This is a genomic window from Microcoleus sp. N9_B4 (assembly GCF_036701635.1).
GTDB lineage: Bacteria > Cyanobacteriota > Cyanobacteriia > Cyanobacteriales > Microcoleaceae > Microcoleus.
Map to the genome: position 1 here is coordinate 61,935 of NZ_JAUBRC010000020.1, position 17,280 is coordinate 79,214.

Below are 17,280 nucleotides of genomic sequence, written 5' to 3' on the forward strand. Positions count from 1 at the left end.
GAGAATAGAAAGCCCGTGACGAGATTTGAACTCGTGACTTCCTCCTTACCAAGGAGGTACTCTACCACTGAGTTACACGGGCATAAAAAATTAAGAATCTCCAATTAAAAAAATAATTTTTAATTCTTAAATTTTAACTTTTTATTAAATTGAGGTGGGCCGAGCTAGATTTGAACTAGCGTAGGCGTAGCCAGCGGATTTACAGTCCGCCCCCATTAACCGCTCGGGCATCGACCCATTTCCATCACAGTTATACATCCTAGCACCAGAATCTTTATTTGCAACATTATATTTAAAACTCTAATCATTAAGTTGAGAACACATAAGTTATTTAGGGGTATACGGGAAAATTGAACACTGTTTAAGGTGTGCATTGCTACGTCTAGGCGGGGTGCTCGCCCGGAGCACCCTAAGTCTAGACTAAGAGGAAATCCCTAATTCACTAATTCCCCGGTTTCTTGCAGGGAGTGGAGGCGGCGGTAAATACCTTGTTGGCTTAAGAGTTCTTCGTGGCTGCCAACTTCGACGATTCTACCGCCGTCGAGTACGACGATCGCATCGGCTTCGCGAATGGTACTCAGTCTGTGGGCAATAATGATGGTGGTGCGCGTACCGAGGATATTTCGCATGGCTATCTGGATCGATCGCTCCGACTCATAGTCCAAACTAGAAGTAGCCTCATCAAAAATTAACACATCCGGCTCCACCAACAGCGCCCTGGCAATCCCCAACCGCTGCCGCTGACCGCCGGACAACCGCATTCCTCTCTCCCCGACCACGGTATAGTAACCTTGGGGCAACAGCCGCACAAAATCGTCTACTTTGGCAATGCGACAAGCATCCTCAACTTGCTCGAAAGTTGCATTTCTGTTTCCGTAAGTCAAATTTTCCAGCAAAGTACCGTTAAAAACGTCTACTTCTTGGTGGACAATCGCTAAACGCTGGCGGTAGCGAGTCACGTCTAAGCTGCGAATGTCTTCGCCGTCGATCAGAATGCGGCCGGAGTTGGGTTCAAAGTAGCGAAACAGAAGTTTAACTAAAGTCGATTTCCCGGAACCCGATCGCCCGACTAATGCTACAGTCTGACGGGGATGAACCAATAAATTCACATCTTGCAAAACGGGTTTTTGACTGTCGTACCCGAAGGTCAAAGCGCTGAGCTCAACTTTGCCGGTAAATTTATAAGGCGACGCCGATCGAGCATTTTCTGCTAAATTAACCGCATCAACACCGTCTGGCGTTTGCATAAACTCGTGGAACCGGATCATTGAAGAATAGCGCCGCGCCAATAATTCGGCGATAATGCTAATCGGACGCAGTTGGGAATATGCCATGCTTGCCAGGGTGTAGACGGTAACAAAATATCCGAGGGAAATTTTGCCTGCAACCGTGGCTGCTAGGCTAAAACCAAGAACTGAAAACAAACACAACTGGACGATCGTCTGCTGGTATGTCCCCAGGGTGACGTATCCTTTGTGAATGCGGTTGATCACGACTTTTAATTCGCGATCGAGTCTGGTGGTTTGCCTTTTGAGTTCATCGCTTTCTGTTGCAAAAGCTTTGACTGTTTTGATGTTGGTGATAATTTCCGAGTTGCGACTTTCGGTATCTTCGATGTATTCATCGAGAATTTCTTCCCGCGCAGTCACTCCTTGCAGGCCTTTGAGGGTGAAACTGAGGATAAATAGGAATGAAACCAAAATTAATAAGCCAATCCGCCACTCAATTAAGCAGATAACGGCAAAAATGCCGATTAAGCGGACGACTTCGGGGATGAATTCGCCGGCAATTTCTGGGTAAGTCCAAGTATGGTTGGCGATGCCTTTGGCGATGCGGCTGGCAATCCGTCCGGCGTTGTTTTCGTCGTAAAATTCTAGGGGTAAGGTGAGGATTTTGCCGATCGCACTTCTCATTCGATCGCGCCTTGCCCTCAACGGTATCACCCAGTGAAACCAATTTGTCACCCAAGGCTGTACCGGTGCTTTGGCGACTGTCACCAGAAAAATTATGCCCAGCAAGACGGATAGCGATAATATTTTGTTGGGTGAGTGCGGGGTAACAGAGGCGATCGCTGTTATGAGTTTTTGCGTTACTGTATCTGTAGGTTGACCCGACAATACGTTTAATATTTGACCGATCGCGTAAGGAACAAGCAAATCGGCTAGTGCCAAAACGCTGGATGCGCCTATGCTGTAAACTGAGATTTTCCAGTAGCGACTGTAGTATTGGAAAATGTCCCGAAAGCTTGCCATAAATTTGTGTTGAGATACAACCCTTGTAAACACTTGCATCTAAAATTGCGCTCTCGGCGCGCTTTGTTTACAAGTGTACTACAAAAGTAGTTGATCGGGGAGTAATCTCGACTCATGCTAGCGAGTCGCCCGATCGGGTGATTTATGGCAATCATTCGATCGTCAGCGATCGATCGGCATTCCTGGGCAATAAACTCAAGACTAAGGGCAAAAAAATGCAAAAGACAGAATTTTTCTTAAATTCTGCCTTCTGAGCAAGACCTTATAAGTTTTAGGTTTGAGTAGTCTGTTAGCTGAAGGTGTAGGCTGATTGCAGCGCCCACCAGATCAAGAAGCCGATTCCGCCGGCAATGACAATCGCCGAAATGGCGATCGCTATAGGACTGTCAGCTCCCTTGAACTTCATGATTCCGCGATTTAAATCTGACATGACAGTGTTCTCCCACAATTCCAGCTTGATTGTAGCTTTGCCGTCGGCCGATGGTGGTCAATTTTCACGGCAATTACTGATTTGGTTAATGATCAGGCTGCTGAAATTGCAGGTGGGGAGTGGGTTTGGGGGGGGTTTACTGGGTTTCTGAAAAAAACTTACTAAAAAGACTTGACAAATTTCGAGAATTGAGACAATATTGTTAATACCGCAGGAAATGCGGGTGTAGCTCAGTGGTAGAGCGTCACCTTGCCAAGGTGAATGTCGCGCGTTCGAATCGCGTCACCCGCTTTAGAAGATAAAAAAAATCACGGAAACCGGAAAGTAGATCCAGAAAGTTTTCGGTATACTCCTAATGATGGTTGAAAATACCTAAGTTAGTGGTAAGATTGAATGCAGAACTTGCAAGTCAAAATTGCCGATCGGGCGAGATCTCGGAACAGGCAGTTGAAAGCCTCGCTTTGGCGGAATTGATAAGTTTGATTAAGTGGATATGTTAACGATTATTTTTGCAAAAACGCTTTTTTTATCCGATCGCTAGTGCCCTCTCAAAAAGCTCCAAAGATTGACTTAAACGATGAGTACCCCTGTCCTTGCCGACGCCGGGGTCGTCTAGTTCCCATAACGTTGACAGAAGCCTTTGGCTGCAACCGCTGTCAACAAATATTTGTATTGGACGAAAGTGGATACGTGATCGAGCAACTATCAACGAACTATCCTTACAAGCAGGCTTGGCGGTGGACGGGCAACCAGTGGAACAGAGCGCATCCGGGTTTGAAGGCCCATTACTTGCCACTGGCTTTGGGTATGATATTGGTGCCGCTAGTGATTTGGTTGCCCTTGGCGCTACACTCGCCGGGCCCAAATATTATTCTGTGGGCAATGGTCGCGGTGCTGCTAGCAATGCTGCCGGCGCTGATGGTATGGCTCGCTTACAGGCGTTAGCTAGATGATAATAGAGGATTTTACCCATTCATCAGATGCCGCAAATGTCGCGCGTCGCGCTTATCAAGCTTCTTTGGAGTTGGCTGCGACAAAGAGTGCCGATCGCGCTGCTGCCTTGCAGGCGATGGCGGGCTCGCTGAAACGCCGGCAAAATGACATTTTAGAAGCAAATACTCTGGATCTAGAAGCAAGTCGGGACATGGCGATTCCCGAGTTGATTGTGGAGTGGCTGAAGCTGACGCCGGAACGGATCAAGACAACTGTGCAAATTCTGGAACGGTTGGGGGAAATGCCAGATCCGATCGGCAGGGTGATCAATGCTTCTTATCAGGTCGATCGCTGTCAGGTGTACTGTCAGTCGCTGCCACTGGGGGCGATCGCTCTAATTTATGAGGCATTTCCAGAGTTGGGGGCGATCGCCGCCGGTTTGTCTCTCAAAAGTGCTAACAGTTTGATTCTTAAAGGCGGCAGCGAAAGCTGGCAAACTAATACAGTAATTGGAGAAGCTTTGGTTTCGGCGATCGATGAGGTCGGTTTGCCATCGGGATGTTTGCAGGTACTGCCGCCGGATCGGGGCGCTTCGATCAGAGAATTGGTCACTCAAGACCAATATCTCAATTTAATTATTCCCTACGGCAGGCCAAGTTTGGTGCAGCAGGTAGTTAGGCTGTGTACAGCACCAGTTTTGAGGTCGGCAATGGGAAATTGCTACCTTTATTGGTCGCCGACTGGTAGTTTGGAGATGGCAAGGTGGATGATTTTGGACAGCCATCAAAGCGTGCCAGATCCTGTTAATGCGATCGAGAAAGTGCTCATCGATCGCAACCAAAAGCCTTCTTCCTTAGTCAGGCTGTGGAACAGTTTAAAAGAAAAAGGTTTTCAAATTAGCGCTGATGCGGATCTCGTCGCAGATTTCCCAGAGTTGAAGCTGGCGGAACCATACGAGTGGACTCAACCTTATTTAAACAAAACCATCGCGTTTAAAGTTGTCGATAGTTTAGAGATTGCGATCGGCTGGATCAACCGCTACAGCAGCGGTCACGCTGACTGCATTGCCACTGAATCTTACTTAGAAAGTCGCCAATTTGCTCTGGATGTTAACAGCGCCTCAACTTTTATTAATGCCTCACCTCGGTTTTGGCGTTATCAAAATCGGGGAGATGCGATATTTTTGGGAATGTCCAACCAAAAAGGTTATCGTCGGGGATTGATCGGGTTAGATACGCTGACGACAATTAAAGAAATTGTTCAGGGAAACGGACTTTTTTAATCTTATAGGTTATTTAGGATTGGTTATTGGGATTAAACCAAACTGAAAAGTGGGAGACTATTATCGATGCGTAAGCCTTTAATAGTTGTTTCTAAAATTTTATTTATGGGATATAATATCTTCGTAGAACAATCAGGCAGCCTTGATCTAAAGCAATTTGATCGCCAGTTCTCGGATAGCCGCAGTGGAGACAGATAAAATCTCCGCATCCTAACAATAAGCCGCCGGATTTATGTGTGGGTTCAATCTAAAATCGGGTACGGGATCTAATTAAATTTAGAAACTTATTAACTCACATGAAAATACTCTTAGCGATCACATGAAATCAGAAAAATCACTCAATACTCTAGACAAGACGGCAACGCCGACTTTAGGCGAAGAAACGCTAATTCACCACTCGGTATATGTTAAAAAATTGCGTCCGCTGCTGCCATCAGATGCCTTTGAACCAGATCCTAGCAAGTTAGCAATACTATTCATCAACGCTGCTATTTTATTGCTGGGATGGGGAATTGCTGCTAATCTCGATCGCTGGCCTGTCTATCTTTTAGGGCTTTACTTACCTTTAGCCGTCATCATGGGCAATAGTATCATAGTTTTGCTATTTAGCTCCCACGATTTGATGCACGGTAGCGTTGAGAAAAAGTCGCGCCTCACTTATCCGATCGCCTTTTTGGGACTAAGTATGCTGTTTATGCCGCCTACTCAGTGGAAAAATCTGCACAACCTCGTACATCACAATAACACGAATTCTTTGGCAGACCCCGATCGCAACTATCTGTACCAGCAACCAGATACTTGGGGAAAATGGATTCAAAATCTGTTTGTACCGTCGGTGGAAGTCAATCCGCTGTGGTTAATTGTAGGGATGGCCGGTTCGTGGTTAGTGCATAATTTCCGCAATCTCACCTCGGTACTGTTATTTAACGATAAATCTGTCGATTACGTACCGGCTGCCTTTACAGTTAGTCCTAAAGATAGATTGACAATCGCATTTGAATGTCTGGGAATTTTAGGGATTCATGCGAGTATTTTGTTCTACCTGGGATTTCATCCGCTCAAAATCGCTCTCGCCTACTTTTTGCCGATCGCAATTGGTCATGCAGGCGCAATGTTTTACATCTATACCAACCACATGGGTTGCCGGATGACCGCCATTAATGACCCGCTAATCAACAGTGCTTCTGTGCGGGTTCCTAAAATATTTGACCTGCTGCACTTGAATTTTTCTTACCACACAGAACATCATATTTTCCCCAGCATCAACTCAGACTATTATCCGATGGTGCAAGAGTTGTTGCAAATTCACTATCCCGGACGCATGAATTTAATCGATGCTGGAGAAGCTTGGCGGTTGCTGATGCAAACACCGCGGCATTACAAAGATGAAGTCACATTCACTGATTCCTCTGGTACAACGTCCGTGAATTGCTCGATTGTGGAAGACTATAAAAGCTGAGAATTCGCATTGGATCTCATATCAAATCCGGTAGCATCGGAATTAATATTACCCACAGTTAGGACACGGCATTTCCGTGTCCCTACCCCGATTAATTGTAGGGACACGGCAGTGCCGTGTCCTCTATATCATTCCGATGGTATCGGAAACGATATCACATCTTGCACCATGCTTAAGAACAGGCTTTCCGGCCTGTTCCACAAAGAATGAATTTTATTGGGGGGTGTCTCGCCTGCCCAAAAAATACACTCCTACATACTGATGCTATTGAGTACCAAGGAAGGCTTGAGACCAAAATAAGGAATTACTCGTTTTTGATTGTTGGCATCAATCCTTTGTTCAGCCATATTCAAATTTTGCTGGAACTGTCTGGCCAAAAGTTGGATCGGGGTTCCCGCAAAAACTTCGTCGAAACTCATCCGGTAGAGTTCTCGGAAAGATTTATCGTAATAACCCAAACGGTCATATCGATAAGCTGACAAAGTAAACAGAATTTTCAGTTGGTCAGCCGCTCGCTTGTACGGAGGAAGCAACCGTAAAATGTCCTTTTCAGTAATCACTTCGAGAGTGCCCGAAGCAGTAATTTTGGGAATATCTCGGTAGGCTGCCAAGGGCATATTGGCGGCAAAACTCATGTATTCATACTGGGGAAAATTGACTGCTGAATGCTGCGGGCCGCAGGTGAAAATTATAGTTGTGACAATTTTAATTAATTGTTCAACTGTGTTGATGCGCGGAGGCATTCCTTTGACTTTACCGCCATTATCAGACGCTAATTCTTGGGCCCAGGTTTGCAGTTCCACATCTTGTACGATCGCGATCTCCGTCGGGTAAAAGAATTTCAGATAGCCGGATACAAAGGTTTCAATTGCATCCCAAAGCAGCAATCCATCATCTCGGTAAGGGTAGTGAGGCAGTTGATTTGTGTCATCCATTCCCCGATTTTTCAGTTCAGCGGGCAACGCAAATTCATCGAGACTCCAGGTACTGCAAGCCTCTCTAGCTATTTCCATTGTCTCTGGCAAAGTACCGCCTAGCAATTCATCGACGGGCCCGCCGGGAGCAATCAAATAAGAACGCGCCAGCTCGTTGTTGGTCAACATAAAGCGAAAGTGCGGTTTCAGCAACAGGCTCAGCGGGTGATTTTGGGCTAACTGTCGGGCGGTGACGATCGCAATTGGTTCCATCACCAGATGAGTTCGACCTAAATGCGAGCTCATTTCGTGGTGATTGGCATCTGCTACTTGCACGCAGAGTTTCGCAAACAGCCAATCGACAGGAGGATCGAACGGGGTGTAAAGATGGCTATTTGGCGTGGGATCTAGTTGAATGGCAATTGGTGTCATTTCACCGCGATCGCGAATTCCCGTCCACCGCCAAGCGAAAAAAGCTCGCGGTTTCGGCAAGAATTTTCTGCCTTTTTCATAGCTTCCGCCTCCTATTTTTGAAGGCGCGCGATAGTGTTGGTCGCTACCCGTATAATCGGCAATGTAAATGTTTTTTTGTTGCAACTCTTGGCCCAGATCGAATAACGGGTGAAAACCGGAAATTTGTGCCAGTGTTTGTGCCCGAGGATCGCTGGCATCTAACAGGCGAAGCACCATCGGATTTGCTCCAGACAGGCGCTGTTCTGCAAAAGAGCGATCGGTTTGGTAGATTTTGGCAACAGCAGGTAGCGGCAGCAGAGTAAAGAAATCTTCATAGTCTTGGAGTTCGTCGAGAGGATCGAGAAAAGTTCTCGAATCGGCCGCCAGCATATTGCCTGGAAGTTCCGATGTTGCTAGTATCCGCTCTCCAATATACTTGCTCGAAAAGTTCTCGACTGGTGGCACACTTTTCAATAATGCCAAAGGTGATAAACTCTCATAGTCAAACTGATAAGCTTGTTGCTGACGATTCAAGGAATCTTTGCGCTGTTCTTGGTTGGGATCGTCTTGAGGAAGAGAAGGTTTCATTTTGTCTACCATTGTATAAATCAACTCTCTTTTTGTAGTAAAATATCGGACATCATCACTACTGATCGAGGATGGAATTTAAAAAGTATTGTGCAGGCTCACGCTTGATATATTCATTCTTCGCCGAGCAATAATCTTATTCCGGATTTTTTTAAACTCAGAAAAATTCCTCAAAAGGAGGCAACACTTCTCCATCGCCCTAAATCGAGGTAGAACGGTTTCATTCTCCGGATAAGTAGCTCGCACTTGAGAACCCCGACTTCTTTGAGAAGTCGGGGCTCGTCGGGGTGTTCGGTTTTTTGAGCTTGGTCTACTGCTTAGCGATTAGGCATGAGTCATTAAATATTGACCGTTGCCGTTATATTCGCCATCGCAACTCGCGAAATTAGACACAAACCAAATTAAGTAAAACCGCCAGATGCGACGAAATTTGGCATAGTCGATGCCGTAGTCTAAATCTTTGACTATTGCCTGAGAATCGTCAAAGTTTTTCAGCCAGTTAGCAAAGGTTGTGGAGTAATTGTATCCGTTGAGATACCATCTTTGAATTGTTTTGAGGTCTTTATTGTGGCTGGGAACTGCATCGTATTTCCAGTAACGGCCGTGGGGAAAAATGTATTTGTGGGTGAAAACGCTGGATATATTGTTGGGGGTGCGAACTGTGATGATATGAATGAAAACTTTGCCGTTATCCTTCAGGAAAGATGCCAGTTTTTGGAAAGCCTTCGTTAAATTACCTACATGACAAAAAACTCCGATGGAGAGAATTTTGTCAAATTTTGTCTCGAAGTTGGCGTCGTTCAAATCGCCTTCATATAGGGTAAATCGACCGGAACTAAGGTAGCTTTCGGGGTCTTGCATCTTCTGACGCATATATTCGCATTGGTGGTGGCTGAGGTTAATGCCAGTAAAGGTGACATTGGGGAATTTGGAAAGAATGTAATTGGGAACGCAACCCCAGCCGCAACCAAAGTCTAAAATATTGTCGCCATCTTGAATCTCTAGCTTTTCAATCACATCATCAATCATTTGGATTTGCGATTGTTCAAGGTTGGCGGCTCCTTTTTCCCACAATCCCATGCTGTATTTAGGATATATGAGTTTCCCGTCGCCTAACATGGGATTCAGCATAGCTTGAGGTAAGTCGTACTGAATCTTCATTAAATCCCGTGGCCCTTCGGCTGTATGGTCTGTTTCTGTTAGTACCCATTCGTAGGGTGCAAGCAGGGACGGGAAATGCTTAAAAAAGACCGGCATACAGGTATCAAAAAGCGATCGTAATACTGAATCTGGGACTTCTAATCCGTTGATGTAAGACTCTGCTACTGCCATTTGCACCGTGTTAACTGCACTGACTGCGAGGCGGGTTGCTGCGTAGGCGATCGGACTTTTGCTATGTACATCTCCCACGATGGGAATGTGTTTTTCGATGCTTTGTAGGGCTGTTGATGAAGTCATGGCTATACTGGTTTTAAAGATGCTGCTATTCTATCTCACGAAAATTGGGTGGTTGTTAGAGATCAAAAAAGCTGAAACTATTGCCAAGTCAGGTTTCCACAACGAAACTTCCCAAAATCCTAAAAACCTATGGCGGTTGAGGGGAATTTGATAACGGATTTATCGGGCTTTGGGCGATCTAAATTTTATTAAGAATTATGTCAGTCCATTTGAGATTTGAGGTTTGAGATTTGAGATTAACTCCACAGCTTGAATTGGGGTATTTTCACGGTGAGATGAAATTTCTAGTGTTCATTTATACAATTTTAGATTTGAGAATTGAAAATGAATGATCAGCTAAGAGTTGGACTATTGCCTAGAGTTGCATTCTTTTTTTAAACTGGTGTCGGTTGGGCGGTTGAGGTGACGAAACGAGAAGCAAAGGCCGATCGCGACTTATAATTAAGGAATCAGGGGATACAGAAAAAATGCTGAGAAACCGGGTTTGCATACAGGTTCGCTGCAATAACAGATGTCCGCGAGATTCCTCGCTAATTAGGTAGACGCGCCACATATGCCACAGATTCACTATCTGCCGGACGATCGCACGATCGAGATAGACGACGACGATATAATTCTCGAAGCTTCCCTGCGTGCCGACATTCCCCACACCCACATCTGCGGCGGTAGCGCCCGATGTTCGACTTGCCGGGTATTGATTGTCGAAGGTTTGGAATTTTGCTCTCCGCGCACTTCGCCGGAAGAGGAACTTGCCAAAAAATTGCGTTTAGAACCGGAAATTAGGCTGGCTTGTCAGACACAGGTTGCGGGCGGCAAGGTGATTTTGCGGCGATTGGCGATCGATTCTGAAGACTTGGAATCATTTAACGACGAAATGGCGGGAAAGTCAATTTCTGATCCTGTCGGGCAAGAGAAGAAAATTGCAATTTTGTTTGCCGATATTCGAGGGTTTACTGCGTTTGCAGAATCGCTGTTGCCCTACGATGTAATTTATGTTTTAAACCGCTATTTCCAAAAAATGGGTTATGTGATAAACCGCAATGGCGGGATGATTAATAATTACATGGGAGATGGTTTTATGGCGCTGTTTGGGTTGGAAAATCCCGACAAGGCGGCGGAACAAGCAGTGAGGGCTGGGGTGGAGATGCTGGAGGAACTAGAGAAACTCAATCCCTATTTTGAGACTTTATACCGTCACCGGTTGCGGATTGGGATTGGCATTCACTGTGGGTGGGTGGTTGTGGGGAATTTGGGGGCGTCGAAGAGTCAGACAGTTACGGCGATCGGGGATGCGGTGAATTTGGCCAGCCGGATCGAGGCTGCTAACAAGCAAGTAGGAACGAGTTTACTGATTTCCGAGGAGACTTATCAGGAAGTGAAAGAATTGGCGATCGTCGATCGGTGCATATTAGTTGAAATTCCGGGAAAAAGCGGCGAATATCCGCTCTATGAAGTAGTCGGGATGCCGCCGCTGCCCGTGGAAATCGAGGAGATTTCCGAAGTCAAAGAAAAATCTATTTGGCAAAGTTTTGTCAATAAATTGTTGGCTTTGTATGCTGCGGTGTACAATTGGATTAGGAAAATTTGGATTCAAATTAGAAAACTCTAGCTTAACTTTTTTGACTTTTGTTATTCCCTCGACAAGATGAATATTCCTCAATCAATAGTTCGCATTTTTCTCATGCTCCCCAACGGTCAGATTGGGGCACAACTGCGAGATAATATTCCCGGTATTGCCAGTCAAGGAATGCTTTCTACTTTTGGTGGTGGCGTTGACATTGGAGAAAGTCCACAGCAGGCAGCAGTACGAGAATTGGAGGAAGAAACTAGCCTAAAAAGCGATTGCAAAGTTGAATTTATCACAACTTTTCTTTACATAAAAAACAACAATCCCGAATTTATCCAAAAAAATCACCTATTTTTGGCAAAAGTTAGCAATATTGAAAAAATAGAAATCAAAGAAGGTGTGGGTTTTGTAGTTTTGAGAAAAGATGTCGATTTTGAGAAAGTCAACGCAGGGGAAGGTACTCAAATGGCTTGGAAATTGTTGCAGGAATATTTAAAATAAAAACTCCCACACTACGTTTTCCCCGCGATGGGACTGAAACTTTAAGAGAGAACTTCTTTACTATGTCAAATACGAATTCAGAGTACGAATTATTACTACAACGAGCGATCGCCATCGCAGCCAAAGCTCATGAGGGGCAGGTTGATAAAGCAGGCAATCCCTATCTCGATCATCCGCTATTTGTGATGGAAAATGTAAATTCTCTAGAGCAAAAAATCGTAGCGGTTTTACACGATGCGGTAGAAGATTCTGAACTTACACTTGAGCAACTTAGAAGCGAAGGTTTTCCTGAAGTTCTAGTCTCGGCGATCGAGGCGATTACCAAAATAGAAGGAGAAGCTTATGCAGCTTATTTAGAACGTGTGATTGCCAACCCGATCGCATTGCGAGTCAAAATCGCTGATGTTACTCATAACCTCGATATTCGTCGCATCGCCAATCCGACAGAGGCAGATTTTCAACGCATGGCAAAATACAAAAAAGTCCTCAGTCATTTGTGTGCCGCCTTAAAGTAATTATTAACCGCAAATATCCGCTTTCATCGTGGCACAGGCATCTTGCCTGTGCGATATCTGCGGTTAAACAATCAAATCCTAAGCCATCACCATCCCCCCATCCACATTAAAAACCTGCCCCGTAATATAAGCCGCCGCCGCATCCGCCGCCAAAAACTTCACCATCCCCGCAACTTCTTCAACTTCCCCGTATCTCCCCAGCGGAATATACTTCAAAATCTCATCAGACTTGACATCCTTAGTCATATCTGTAGTGATAAAACCCGGTGCAACTGCATTCACAGTAATCCCGCGACTGGCTAACTCTTTCGCCACAGTTTTAGTAAATCCAATTACCCCAGCTTTTGCCGCACTGTAATTAGCTTGTCCGGGATTGCCCATTTGCCCAGCAACCGAAGCAATATTAATAATTCGGCCGCTTCGCTGTTTCAGCATGATTTTACTGGCAGCTTTCGCACACAAAAACACGCCAGTTAAATTCAAATCAATTACCGCTTGCCAATCTTCCAACTTCATCCGCAGCAGCAAAGTATCGCGAGTAATGCCAGCATTGTTCACCAAAATGTCAATCCGTCCCCATTTTTCCATGACATTACTGGTGAGTAAATCTACTTGATCGGTTTTCGAGACATCTGCTGCAAGTGCCACAGCTTCTCCTCCTGCAGCGACTATTTCTGCTACCACCTCATCAGCAGCAGCACTCGAACTCGCATAGTTGACGGCGACTTTAGCGCCCTCTGCGGCTAATGTTAAAGCAACGGCGCGGCCGATTCCCCGCGACGCACCGGTCACGACAGCAACTTGACCCCGCAATCTCTGAAAAGTCTCTGGTAATAATTCCATAATTGTATCCTCGCAATCTACCAGAGAATTTTGCACTAAAATCGAGCCAGAACCCAAAAAATTATTTTGTCTTATGGCAGTTCAAAAACAGTTCAGCAGTTTTGAGGAGTTACTATCGGGCTCTGACTTGCCGGTGTTGGTAGATTTTTACGCTACTTGGTGCGGGCCTTGTCAGATGATGGCACCGATTTTGGAACAAGTGAGTGGTCAGATGAAAGACAAGCTGATGGTTGTCAAAATTGACACGGATAAGTACGAACAGTTGGCGTCGCAGTATCACATTTATGCTTTGCCGACTTTGGTGTTGTTCAAAAATGGCGCTGAGGTCGATCGCATTGAGGGAGTGGTGCAAGCGGCGCAGTTGATCGATCGAGTGCAACCTTACTTGTAGCACGAGCCAATTATCTCACACGTAGGGTGCGTGAGCCAATAGACATTTCCCAAAAAGATATTCAAGAACAGGCAGGATGCCTGTTCCACAACAACAATTATGGGAGATGTCTAATATCTGATCAATTATGAATAAGATAATCCTAGTTGACGCACCCTACTGATGAACACTCCCAGCCACGCGATTATCAATCTGGCAATTCTCGGCAAACCGCAATTGCCGCAAGCTAATCTCATTATTGCGATCGGCGGAATTTTGCCGGATATTCCGATATTTTTATTTTACTTTTGGGCGAAATACATTGCTCGCTTGCCCGAAGCTACAATTTGGTCAAAAGCATATTATGAGCCTTTTGTGCAAAATTTTGTGGCTCTGTTTCATTCAATTCCCCTTGCGGTTATTGGTTTGCTAATTGCTTATTACTTTGGCTGGCAAAGCGTGCAAATTTTGTTGCTCAGTATGATACTACACTCTCTGGGAGATTTACCTGTCCACAATGACGACGCTCACAGACACTTTTTTCCGTTCAGCAATTACCGTTTTATCAGTCCGATTTCTTATTGGGATAGGAAGCACTACGGGTCAATTGTTTCTCTAGTGGAAATGTTGTTAGTGCTGATCTCAACTTACCGCGTTTTTGGTTTTGTTAATTCTTATACTGGAAAAACGTTGTTAATTTTGGTGAATGGTTTTTACTGGGCTGGCGCGGTTTATTTTCAGGTGCGAGATTTATTTAAATTCACTTCCCAAAGATGAAACATGAACTCAAAATTACCAAGTAGCAAGTAGGAATTAGCAATTACCATATTGTTAACTGCGCCGAATATTAAAACAACACCAATCTTGGCGCTTCCACAGAGTAGCGACAATCCAGCCGTGCTGTTCGAGAGTGTCGGCAATTGGCTTAGCTTGTTCGAGCAAAATGCCGCTGAGCACGGCCCAAGTAGTCGGTTTGCTAATTGCGGTGAACTGCGGGATTAAATCAATGATTACTTCTGCTAAAATATTGCAGATCAAACCGTCGATCGGCTCATCGACCATTTCTTTCAAGCGATCGATACTTCCGAGCTCTGCAACCAACTGCTGAGAATTAACGCGGTTGAGTAGTCTGTTGCTAATGGTCGATCGCACTGCCAAAGGATCGGTATCCAAAGCATAAACTTTTGTAGCGCCCAACAACACCGCGCCGATCGACAAAATACCCGATCCGCAGCCAATATCCGCAACTATGGACTCTTTGTCATCAAAACCGAGACGCATTTCCAGCGACTCCAGACACAGTTGAGTAGTGGCGTGAGCACCAGTACCGAAGGCCACACCGGGATCTAAACGCAAAATAATGCGATCGGTATCAGTTGGTGGGGGCAGCCAGGCCGGATTAATTAAAAAGCGATCGCCCACTTCTTGAGGCTGCCAGTGCTCCTTCCAAGTGCTGCCCCAGTCTTCATCTTCAATCAAATCCCACTGCATCGCAGGTAGGGGCAAACCTGCACACAGAGCATCTTGGCGCAGCCACAGAGACAGAGCGGCCAAATCCAGCAATCCTGCCTGTTCTTCGGGCAAATAAGCCGACATCAGGCAGGAATTGCTTTTGATCTCAGTAGCAGTTCCCTGACAGTTAAATCGTTCCAGACGCCAAAAGATGATATCTTCCAGCGCCGGATCGCAAAGAATTCTAATTTCCCACCAGCTATGTGCCATACAATTTTAGATTTTAGATTTTAGATTTTAGATTGGCCCAGGGGAACTGGAGACTGGGAACTGGGGAGTGAGGAAGGAGGATTGGCTAATAGAAAAATTCCCGCTTTCAGGCCAATTACCAATGATCAATTACCCATTACCAATTATCAGCCCTGGCATCCAAAATCTAAACTCCTAAATCCGTCAAAGATTTACCGTGTAAGCATCCCGAATTCCCGGAACTTTTAGGATCTCGGCCAGTATCCCCTCTGGTAGAGGGTCATCGAGGCTCAAAACCATCACCGCATCGCCTCGCACGATTTTACGGCCTACTTGCATACTGGCAATATTGACATTAAAACTGCCCAATTGGGAACCAATTTTGCCAATAATCCCCGGCATATCGCGGTGCAGGGTAAACAGCATATGGTGAGTGGGGGAAACGTTGACCGGGAAATCGTCAACGCTGGTAATCCGAATTTCGCTTTCGCCGAGGACTGCACCGGTCACGGTGTGTTCGCCGAGAGTTCCCTTGGCCGAGAGGTGCAGGGAGCCGGTGTAATCGCGAATTGAGGCGTCTCTGGTTTCGACGACGCGAATTCCGCGTTCTTTGGCTTCAATGCTGGCGTTGACGTAGTTAACGCGCTCTCGCAGGGCTTGGGAGAGCAGGCCTTTGAGGGCGGCGACGACTACGGGCTGGCTTTGGTTGCTGGCCAATTCGCCTTGCAGTTGAACGTTGAGGTAATCGACTCGGCCTCCGGCTAGCTGGCTGACGAGGTTGCCGAGGGTTTCGGCGAGTTGCAGGTAGGGTCTGAGTTTTTCGATCGAGTCTGGGTAAATTCCCGGTATGTTAACAGCCGATCGCGCGGGCAGCCCCAACAGTACATCGCGAATTTGTTCAGCCACGTCGATCGCCACATTCACCTGAGCTTCCGCTGTGGATGCTCCCAAGTGGGGCGTCAGCACGATGTTCTGGCCGACAGTCCGCAGCGGGGAATCAGCTTCCAGCGGTTCGTGTTCGTAAACGTCCAAAGCTGCGCCGGCGATCTTGCCTTCTTTGATGGCTTCTGCGAGGGCTGCTTCGTCGATGATGCCGCCTCTGGCGCAGTTTATGATGCGGGCCGTAGGCTTCATTTTCGACAGCACTTCAGCGTTAATTAAGTGCAGGGTTTCCGGCGTTTTGGGGATGTGCAGGGTGATGTAGTCGGATTCGCGCATCAGCAGTTCGAGTTCTACCAAGCGGCAGCCCAACTGGTCGGCTCTTTCGGTCGAAATGAAGGGATCGTAGGCCAGCAGTTTCATGCCCATTGCTTTGGCTGCGGCGGCGAGGTGGGAGCCGATTTTGCCCAAACCGACGATGCCGAGGGTTTTTTTGTAAACTTCTACGCCGAGAAAGCGGTTGCGTTCCCATTTACCACCTTTGACGGATTCGTTAGCTTCCGGGATGTGGCGAGACATCGAGAGCATCATGGCGAGCGCGTGTTCGGCGGCGGCGATCGTGTTGCCTTCGGGGGAATTGACGACTACAATTCCTTTGCGGGTAGCGGCGGGTACATCGACATTATCTACGCCGACGCCGGCTCTGCCGATGATTTTGAGTGAATTCCCGGCTTCAATGATTTCTTTGGTAACTTGGGTGCCAGAACGGATCATTAAAGCGTCGTAATCTGGAATAATTTTTACCAGTTGTTCGGCTGAGAGTCCTGTGTTTACGTCAACTTGCGCGACTTGGGAGAGGATGTCAATTCCGGCTTGGTCGATCGGATCGGATACTAGAACTTTAGGCATAGCAAGCAATTGAGTGCAATAGTAAAAATAGACCGAGCGTTGGCGAGCTCAAAGTTGAGACTTACACTTAGAGCAGTATCTAACAGCTCAGCTCAAGCTTGCCTTTGTGCAGTTTGAATTGTATCTGTATTCGGTCAAGGTCGGCCGTTTTTTGCATGAAATATTTTAGCTTTGCGGGCGATCGGACTCTCTGACCGTCTGAAAATCTCCCAAGTGCTTAGCTAGT

The 17,280-nt window shown here is 46.2% G+C and carries 15 protein-coding genes and 3 tRNA genes; 9 read left to right on the plus strand and 9 right to left on the minus strand.

The features are described 5' to 3' along the window. Positions 1 to 10 precede the first annotated feature (10 nt). From QUA43_RS15240 to QUA43_RS15255, 4 genes are all read right to left on the minus strand, one after another. A tRNA-Thr gene (locus QUA43_RS15240) sits at positions 11 to 82 on the minus strand. A 73-nt stretch (positions 83 to 155) separates the two neighbouring features. After that, positions 156 to 237: transfer RNA gene (locus tag QUA43_RS15245), tRNA-Tyr, on the minus strand. Positions 238 to 434: 197 nt separating this feature from the next. Beyond that, entirely contained in the window at positions 435 to 2,252 is a 1,818-nt protein-coding gene (locus tag QUA43_RS15250) for an ABC transporter ATP-binding protein (RefSeq protein ID WP_333374986.1), read from the minus strand. A 289-nt stretch (positions 2,253 to 2,541) separates the two neighbouring features. Then, positions 2,542 to 2,682, minus strand: a complete 141-nt coding sequence (locus tag QUA43_RS15255; protein WP_172188980.1) for a hypothetical protein — start codon at positions 2,680 to 2,682, stop codon at positions 2,542 to 2,544. A gap of 219 nt (positions 2,683 to 2,901) precedes the next feature. Between QUA43_RS15255 and QUA43_RS15260 the strand changes: the two genes are divergently transcribed. The 4 genes from QUA43_RS15260 (at position 2,902) to QUA43_RS15275 (ending at position 6,356) form a co-directional block, all read left to right on the plus strand. Then, positions 2,902 to 2,973: transfer RNA gene (locus QUA43_RS15260), tRNA-Gly, on the plus strand. Positions 2,974 to 3,222: 249 nt separating this feature from the next. Next, positions 3,223 to 3,627 (plus strand): hypothetical protein, encoded by a 405-nt coding sequence (locus QUA43_RS15265; protein ID WP_039888086.1) that lies wholly within the window; start codon positions 3,223 to 3,225, stop codon positions 3,625 to 3,627. 4 nt (positions 3,628 to 3,631) lie between these two features. Then, positions 3,632 to 4,897 (plus strand): glutamate-5-semialdehyde dehydrogenase, encoded by a 1,266-nt coding sequence (locus QUA43_RS15270; RefSeq protein ID WP_333374987.1) that lies wholly within the window; start codon positions 3,632 to 3,634, stop codon positions 4,895 to 4,897. Between the two features lie 319 nt (positions 4,898 to 5,216). Further along, positions 5,217 to 6,356 carry a fatty acid desaturase gene (locus tag QUA43_RS15275; protein WP_333374988.1) on the plus strand — a complete coding sequence of 380 codons (1,140 nt, stop codon included), beginning with the start codon at positions 5,217 to 5,219 and terminating at the stop codon, positions 6,354 to 6,356. Between the two features lie 251 nt (positions 6,357 to 6,607). On the opposite strand, the gene QUA43_RS15280 is transcribed toward QUA43_RS15275, so the two are convergent. Next, a complete protein-coding gene (locus QUA43_RS15280) occupies positions 6,608 to 8,311 on the minus strand; it encodes a lipoxygenase family protein (RefSeq protein ID WP_333374989.1) in 1,704 nt (567 codons plus the stop codon). Positions 8,312 to 8,635: 324 nt separating this feature from the next. Beyond that, positions 8,636 to 9,769 (minus strand): class I SAM-dependent methyltransferase, encoded by a 1,134-nt coding sequence (locus QUA43_RS15285; RefSeq protein WP_333374990.1) that lies wholly within the window; start codon positions 9,767 to 9,769, stop codon positions 8,636 to 8,638. 553 nt (positions 9,770 to 10,322) lie between these two features. On the opposite strand from QUA43_RS15285, the gene QUA43_RS15290 reads away from it, so the two are divergent. From QUA43_RS15290 to QUA43_RS15300, 3 genes are all read left to right on the plus strand, one after another. Next, on the plus strand, positions 10,323 to 11,378 hold the full coding sequence (locus QUA43_RS15290) for an adenylate/guanylate cyclase domain-containing protein (RefSeq protein ID WP_333374991.1): 1,056 nt from the start codon (positions 10,323 to 10,325) through the stop codon (positions 11,376 to 11,378). A gap of 36 nt (positions 11,379 to 11,414) precedes the next feature. Continuing rightward, the gene (locus QUA43_RS15295; protein WP_333374992.1) at positions 11,415 to 11,837 is read left to right on the plus strand and encodes an NUDIX domain-containing protein; all 423 of its coding nucleotides are present in this window, start codon (positions 11,415 to 11,417) and stop codon (positions 11,835 to 11,837) included. 62 nt (positions 11,838 to 11,899) lie between these two features. Next, complete coding sequence (locus QUA43_RS15300; protein WP_333374993.1) at positions 11,900 to 12,352, plus strand: HD domain-containing protein; 453 nt, start codon at positions 11,900 to 11,902, stop codon at positions 12,350 to 12,352. 78 nt (positions 12,353 to 12,430) lie between these two features. Here QUA43_RS15300 and fabG read toward each other — a convergent pair whose 3' ends face one another. Then, a complete protein-coding gene (gene fabG, locus QUA43_RS15305) occupies positions 12,431 to 13,195 on the minus strand; it encodes a 3-oxoacyl-[acyl-carrier-protein] reductase (protein ID WP_006634175.1) in 765 nt (254 codons plus the stop codon). Positions 13,196 to 13,268: 73 nt separating this feature from the next. Here fabG and trxA point away from each other — a divergent pair, with 73 nt between their 5' ends. Together trxA and QUA43_RS15315 are read left to right on the plus strand one after the other, a co-directional pair. Beyond that, complete coding sequence (gene trxA / locus QUA43_RS15310; RefSeq protein WP_333374994.1) at positions 13,269 to 13,586, plus strand: thioredoxin; 318 nt, start codon at positions 13,269 to 13,271, stop codon at positions 13,584 to 13,586. Between the two features lie 162 nt (positions 13,587 to 13,748). Then, a complete protein-coding gene (locus tag QUA43_RS15315) occupies positions 13,749 to 14,342 on the plus strand; it encodes a hypothetical protein (protein ID WP_333374996.1) in 594 nt (197 codons plus the stop codon). 54 nt (positions 14,343 to 14,396) lie between these two features. Here the strand turns inward: QUA43_RS15315 and prmA are convergent, their stop codons facing one another. Beyond that, on the minus strand, positions 14,397 to 15,287 hold the full coding sequence (prmA, locus tag QUA43_RS15320) for a 50S ribosomal protein L11 methyltransferase (protein ID WP_333374997.1): 891 nt from the start codon (positions 15,285 to 15,287) through the stop codon (positions 14,397 to 14,399). 183 nt (positions 15,288 to 15,470) lie between these two features. Next, positions 15,471 to 17,054 carry a phosphoglycerate dehydrogenase gene (gene serA, locus QUA43_RS15325; protein WP_333374999.1) on the minus strand — a complete coding sequence of 528 codons (1,584 nt, stop codon included), beginning with the start codon at positions 17,052 to 17,054 and terminating at the stop codon, positions 15,471 to 15,473. Positions 17,055 to 17,280 lie beyond the last annotated feature (226 nt).